The organism is Pseudomonas sp. (genome assembly GCF_017744435.1).
Taxonomy (GTDB): domain Bacteria; phylum Pseudomonadota; class Gammaproteobacteria; order Pseudomonadales; family Pseudomonadaceae; genus Aquipseudomonas.
This window is the reverse complement of sequence record NZ_JAGIBG010000063.1, coordinates 1-5,640: the sequence shown is the minus strand read 5'-3', so window position 1 is coordinate 5,640 and position 5,640 is coordinate 1. Positions and strand designations below refer to the sequence as shown.

Sequence of the window (5,640 nt, the reverse complement as noted above, 5' to 3'; positions counted from 1 at the left end):
CCCTGATTTGTTGTGCAGTCCCGGCCCAGGCGCTGGTGCTGGAGTTATGAGGTTGCCTGTGCGGGCCTCTTCGCGGCTAAAGCCGCTCCCACTGGGATATCACAGGTTTTGAAAACTGTGCGGTCCCTGTGGGAGCGGCTTTAGCCGCGAAGAGGCCCGCACAGGCAACCTCATAACTCCAGCACCAGCGCCTGGGCCGGGACTGCACAACAAATCAGGGCGGTGCCACTTTCGGGCATCTCGGCAGGTGGATTCGGGTAATGCACCTGCCCACTCACCACCTTGGTCTTGCACGTCCCGCAAGACCCACCCCGGCAGCTGAACTCCGGCGACAGCCCGCGCGCCTCGGCCAGTTCCAGCAAGGTGCCAGAACCGGGTGACCAACGCGCCTCCTTGGCAGAGCTGGCAAAGTACACCGGCACCGGCTCGCTGGCAGCCGGTGGCTGTTGCAGCGCGGGCCGGTTGTCGTCGCCATGCCGCCGAAGGGTCGATGGCCCGAAGGTTTCGGCATGAATGCGGGCATCCGGCACATGCACACTGCGCAGTCCCTCATACACGTCCTGGGTGAAACTGGCCGGACCACACAGATAGAAGTCGTAATCATCCAGTGCCAGCGTTGCCTTTATCTGCTCGATGCCCAAACGCCCGCTGTGCTCGTAGTCACGCCCTTGTACTGCTTCGGTTTCAGGCCGGCTCAATGAACGATGCACGCTCAAGCCGGTACCGGTTTGCTGACGCAATTCAGCCAGTTCCTGCCGGAATGGCAGATCACTGAGGCTGCGGGCACCCTGGAACAGATGGATGCGACGCCCCTGTCCGCCCGCCAACAGCTCGCGCAGCATGGCGATCAGCGGTGTGATGCCCACCCCTGCACCGATCAGTACGACAGGCCTGTCGCTGGTGCTATCGAGGGTGAAGCTGCCCATGGGCAGACGGACCTCCAGCCTGTCCCCTGCCCTGACACGCTCATGCAGATAACGCGACGCCGGGCCCTGTGCCTTGACGCTGATCCGCAGGTAGCCGTCGGACGGCGCGCAGGACAGGCTGTAGGTGCGAATCAGCGGTGCATCGCTACCCAGCGGGATACGCACGGGAATGTGCTGGCCGGGCAAGAACGCCACCGGTTCGTCCGCAGCGAAATAGAACGAGCGGATGTCGCGACTCTCCTGCTCAACGCGCGCCACCCGCCAGGCCAGCCACTGGCGCTGCCGCTCACGCTGCTGAAGCCGCTGCTCCGCCTCGGCCCAGGTGCCGGTCATCAGGCTGGTTGGCGCGTATTCCTGAAAGGCCCAGCGCAAACTCACCGCCGCACGGCGCAGCACCACCTGCTCGATGTCCAGCGTCCATAGCCGCTCGGCGCCCTCGAATGCCATGATCAGCGGGCTATCGAGTATCACCTCGGTGCGCCCGGTCACCTGCAGTACATCACCGCTGCTGAAATCGACGAACAACAGCCCGGCTCGCGGATTCTCCAGCAAGTTGCCGAGGGTGTTGAAATGCAGGTTGCCGGCATAGTCGGGAAGGGTCAGGCGGTTGCCTTCGACCCTGACGAAGCCGGGGCGGCCGCCACGGTGCGAGACGTCCACCGAACGCATGCCATCGGGGTGATCGATATAACTGGCGACGAACAACGTGTCCGCGTTCGCGATCATCTGGGTGGTCGTGGCATCCAGCCCTTGCGCATCGATTTTTCCATGCGCAGGTTCATCGACGCGCGTGTATTCGCGCAGCTGGATGTACTGCGGGCAATTGCCGAACGCCTGCTCCACCTGCACGTCCAGCCGCCCGTCGGCGGCATGAGCGATCAACCCGTTGATGCGGTTGCGCCGACGTGTGTGCAGTTCGATGCCGAGCAGGCCGATGGCCCCGCCAGTAGTCAGCCCTGGCGTTGCCGGGTCGTCCCCGGCCGGATGGAAATCGATCAGCAGCTGCCGAGGGTCGGGCGAGCTGACGAAGCCTTCCGGGCCTTCGAGCAGCGTCGCCCAAGGCTTGCCGCCCTGATCCACAGCGCCGGCGACGATAAACGGCAACTGCTGGTAGAACGTGCGGTGCTGGTCGGGCATGAAGTCACGAATGACCTTCTGCCCGAACACGTCCATGCGCTCCGACACACCTGCATGCTCCTGCAGGCGCTTCTCGCCGGCATGCCAGGGCGAGGTGCGATGATCGGGGAGTTGCGCCATGGCGGCATTCCTCGCGTGGGGTGCGGCTCAGACGGTGGTCTGCAGGCCGACGGCAGTGCGTGGCATGGCGACGAAACCAGGCAACGCTTCGATCCGCGCCAGCCAGGCGCGCACGTTGGGGTAAGGGTCCAGCGAGACATTGCCCTCGGGGGCGTGGGCGATGTACGAGTAGTTGGCGACATCGGCGATGGTCGGCTCATTGCCGACGAGGAACGCCGACTTGGCCAGCTCGGCGTCCATCACCTTGAGCAAGGTGTGCGCGCGGCCGATGACTTCGTCGGTGTCGAACGAAGCACCGAACACCGTCACCAGGCGAGCGGCTGCCGGGCCAAAGGCCAATGGCCCGGCGGCAACCGACAACCAGCGCTGCACGCGGGCGGCTTTCACCGGGTCATGGGGGAGCCACTTGCCCGCCTTGTCGTAAGTGCTGGCCAGGTAGATAAGAATGGCGTTGGAATCGGCGATGACGGTGCCGTTGTCATCGATCACCGGTACCTGGCCGAACGGATTGAGGGCGAGGAAATCCGGCTGCTTGTGCGCGCCTTTGGCCAGGTCGACGAATACCAGTTCGGTGGGCAGTTGCAGCAACGACAGCATCAGCTCGATGCGGTGTGCGTGGCCGGACTTGGGGAAATTGTAGAGTGTGATCACGGGCTGGGCTCCAGGGTTGGCACCGGGGTGGTGCCGGCTGGAGCCCATCCTGCGCTGATTCGGCTGGCAGCAGAATCAGTGCAAGGAGCAAACCATAATTTCGCCTGGCGAAATAATCAGGTGATCAGTGCCGCGACTCCTTCTGATAGCGATACAGGCCCCGCGCAGCCTCGACCACGTGCGGTACGCAAGCCTGCAACTCATCGAAGCTCATGGCATCGAGCAACTCGAAGTTGTCTTCCAGGCCATGCAGTGAAATCGCCTTGAGCTGTTGATCCTGTTCGGGCGGCAACTCGCCCCAAGCCGCCACCTGCGTGCCACGCATGTAGCCGAAGCACCACTCTTCCATAATGATCGCCGGCCCTTCCTCGGCCTCACTCTCTTCGAACAGCGGTTCGAAGCCTTCGAGGTTCTCCGCCAGTTGCTCGGCAACCTGGTAGGCATAACGCAGCATCAAGGCGGTGTAGGCCTCCTCATGGGCGGGTTTCTTGAACTTCGGTACCTTGCCGCCCGCGACGGTGGGCAGCCATTGCTCTGGCAGCACGTCGACCGGGGAGCTGGCCAGGGCGGTGAAAAAGCCATTGAGCTCGGCCAGGTTGAGCACCGAATAGTCGTTGCCGTAGGTGATCAGCAGGTCTTCGAGGCGGGCGAGTTCTTTTTCGCTGAGGGCGGGGAGCATGTGTGGGTGTCCTGGGGTGAAGATTTGCGTGCACCCTAGCACATGGGGGATTGCGTCTGCAGAAAGCATTCGCGGGGCAAGTCGGGTGCGGCGACCCGACTTGCCCCGCGATCAGGCAGTTAAGCCTTATACCGCCAGCGCGCGCTCACGCAGCTCGCTGTTGAGGATGCGGTCGTTCTCGCTGTAGTCGACCGGGCAGTCGATTACATGCACGCCTGGGGTCTTGATGCAGTGCTCGAGCAGCGGCAGGAAGGCTTCGGCGCTCTCCACACGGTGGCCATTGGCACCGTAGGCTTCGGCGTATTTGACGAAGTCCGGGTTGCCGTAGTCCAGGCCGAAATCGGTGAAGCCCATGTTGGCCTGCTTCCAGCGGATCATGCCGTAGCCGTCGTCACGCAGGATCACCACGGTGATGTGCATGCCCAGACGAACTGCGGTTTCCAGCTCCTGGCTGTTCATCATGAAGCCGCCGTCGCCGCACACCGAGATGACCGGGCGATCCGGGTACACCAGGTGCGAAGCCATTGCCGATGGCAGGCCGGCGCCCATGGTGGCCAGGGCGTTGTCGAGCAGCACGGTGTTCGGCTTGTGCGCCTTGTAGTTACGGGCGAACCAGATCTTGTAGATGCCGTTGTCCAGGGCCACAATGCCTTCGGACGGCAGTGCGCGACGGATGTCGGCGACCAAGCGCTGCGGGTAGACCGGGAAGCGGTTGTCGTCGGCGCCTTCGGCGATCTGCGCTTCGTTGGCTTCACGGATCGCCATCAGGCGGGTGAAGTCCCAGTGCGCGGTGTCGTTCAGCGCTTCGCTGATCTGCCATACGGCGTTGGCGATGTCACCGATCACTTCCACTTGCGGGAAGTACACGGCATCGACTTCGGCGGAACGGAAGCTGATGTGGATGACTTCGGTGCCGCCACGGACCATGAAGAACGGTGGCTTCTCGATCACGTCGTGGCCGATGTTGATGATCAGGTCGGCCGCTTCGATGGCGCGGTGGACGAAGTCACCAGAGGACAGCGCAGCGTTACCCAGGAAGCGCGGGTGACGCTCGTCAACCACACCTTTACCCATCTGGGTGGTGATGAACGGGATACCGGTCTTGTCGATCAGCTGCTTGAGGACCTTGGCGGTCATCTTGCGGTTGGCGCCGGCGCCGATCACCAGGATCGGGCTGCGGGCCTTCTTCAGTTTCTCGACGGCAGCTTCGATGGCCACGTGCTCGGCCAGCGGGCGACGGTGCAGGCTGCGTGGGATTGGCAGGGCGTCGGTCTGCTCGGCGGCGATGTCTTCCGGCAGCTCCAGGTGCACGGCACCCGGCTTTTCTTCTTCAGCCAGGCGGAACGCTTCACGCATGCGCGCCGGGATGTTGTCGGCCGAGGCGAACTGGTGGGTGTACTTGGTGATGGGGTCCATCATGCCGCACACGTCGATGATCTGGAAGCGGCCCTGCTTGGACTTCTTGATCGGCTTCTGGCCGGTGATCATCATCATCGGCATGCCGCCCAGGTAGGCATACGCACTGGCGGTTACCAGGTTGGTTGCGCCAGGGCCCAGGGTCGACAGGCTGACGCCGGTCTTGCCGGTCAGGCGGCCATAGGTGGCGGCCATGAAGCCCGCGGACTGCTCGTGACGGGTCAGTACCAGCTTGATCTTCGACTTGCGCAGGGATTCCAGCAGGTCGAGGTTTTCCTCACCAGGAATGCCGAACACATACTCGACACCTTCGTTTTCCAGGCATTGCACAACGACATCGGCGGCCTTGGCCATCTTGCTTGTAACCTCAAGTGATCGGACAGTGGAAGTCCAGAAATGCGCAGCACGGTACGCTGGCATCGCTCGGTTCGGGGGCCAGGATTGCCCCGAACTAAAGTCTTGACGCAGCTTAAGCGCAAACAAGTCACGTTAATTTGCGAGAAATATTGTCGCACCGAGCAAACGGTGCAGATAGGAGGATACAGACAAAAGACATTTGGCTGCAGCGTCAAAGCGCCGCATTGCGGAGGGCAGAAAAGACAAAACCCCTACCTGCATGCGCAGATAGGGGTTTTGCGAAATGAATCTTGACGATGACCTACTCTCACATGGGGAAACCCCACACTACCATCGGCGATGCATCGTTTCACT

The 5,640-nt window shown here is 62.6% G+C and carries 4 protein-coding genes; all 4 read right to left on the bottom strand.

Going from position 1 to position 5,640, the window contains the following annotated elements; genetic code table 11:
• Positions 1–170: 170 nt before the first annotated feature.
• The 4 genes from J7573_RS25425 to J7573_RS25410 all read right to left on the bottom strand — a co-directional run bounded on the left by J7573_RS25425 (position 171) and on the right by J7573_RS25410 (position 5,283).
• Entirely contained in the window at positions 171–2,183 is a 2,013-nt protein-coding gene (locus J7573_RS25425; protein ID WP_294341317.1) for a pyridoxamine 5'-phosphate oxidase family protein, read from the bottom strand.
• A gap of 27 nt (positions 2,184–2,210) precedes the next feature.
• Entirely contained in the window at positions 2,211–2,882 is a 672-nt protein-coding gene (locus tag J7573_RS25420; protein WP_294341315.1) for a glutathione S-transferase, read from the bottom strand.
• Positions 2,883–2,958: 76 nt separating this feature from the next.
• Positions 2,959–3,513, bottom strand: a complete 555-nt coding sequence (locus J7573_RS25415; protein WP_294341313.1) for a UPF0149 family protein — start codon at positions 3,511–3,513, stop codon at positions 2,959–2,961.
• Between the two features lie 126 nt (positions 3,514–3,639).
• Entirely contained in the window at positions 3,640–5,283 is a 1,644-nt protein-coding gene (locus J7573_RS25410; protein WP_294341311.1) for an acetolactate synthase large subunit, read from the bottom strand.
• Between the last annotated feature and the right edge of the window lie 357 nt (positions 5,284–5,640).

Bases quoted from the DNA above. Each gene is read 5' to 3' on its own strand.
- J7573_RS25420 (WP_294341315.1), bottom strand. From the start codon at position 2,882: ATGGGCTCCAGCCGGCACCACCCCGGTGCCAACCCTGGAGCCCAGCCC.
- J7573_RS25410 (WP_294341311.1), bottom strand. From the start codon at position 5,283: ATGGCCAAGGCCGCCGATGTCGTTGTGCAATGCCTGGAAAACGAAGGT.
- J7573_RS25425 (WP_294341317.1), bottom strand. From the start codon at position 2,183: ATGGCGCAACTCCCCGATCATCGCACCTCGCCCTGGCATGCCGGCGAG.
- J7573_RS25415 (WP_294341313.1), bottom strand. From the start codon at position 3,513: ATGCTCCCCGCCCTCAGCGAAAAAGAACTCGCCCGCCTCGAAGACCTG.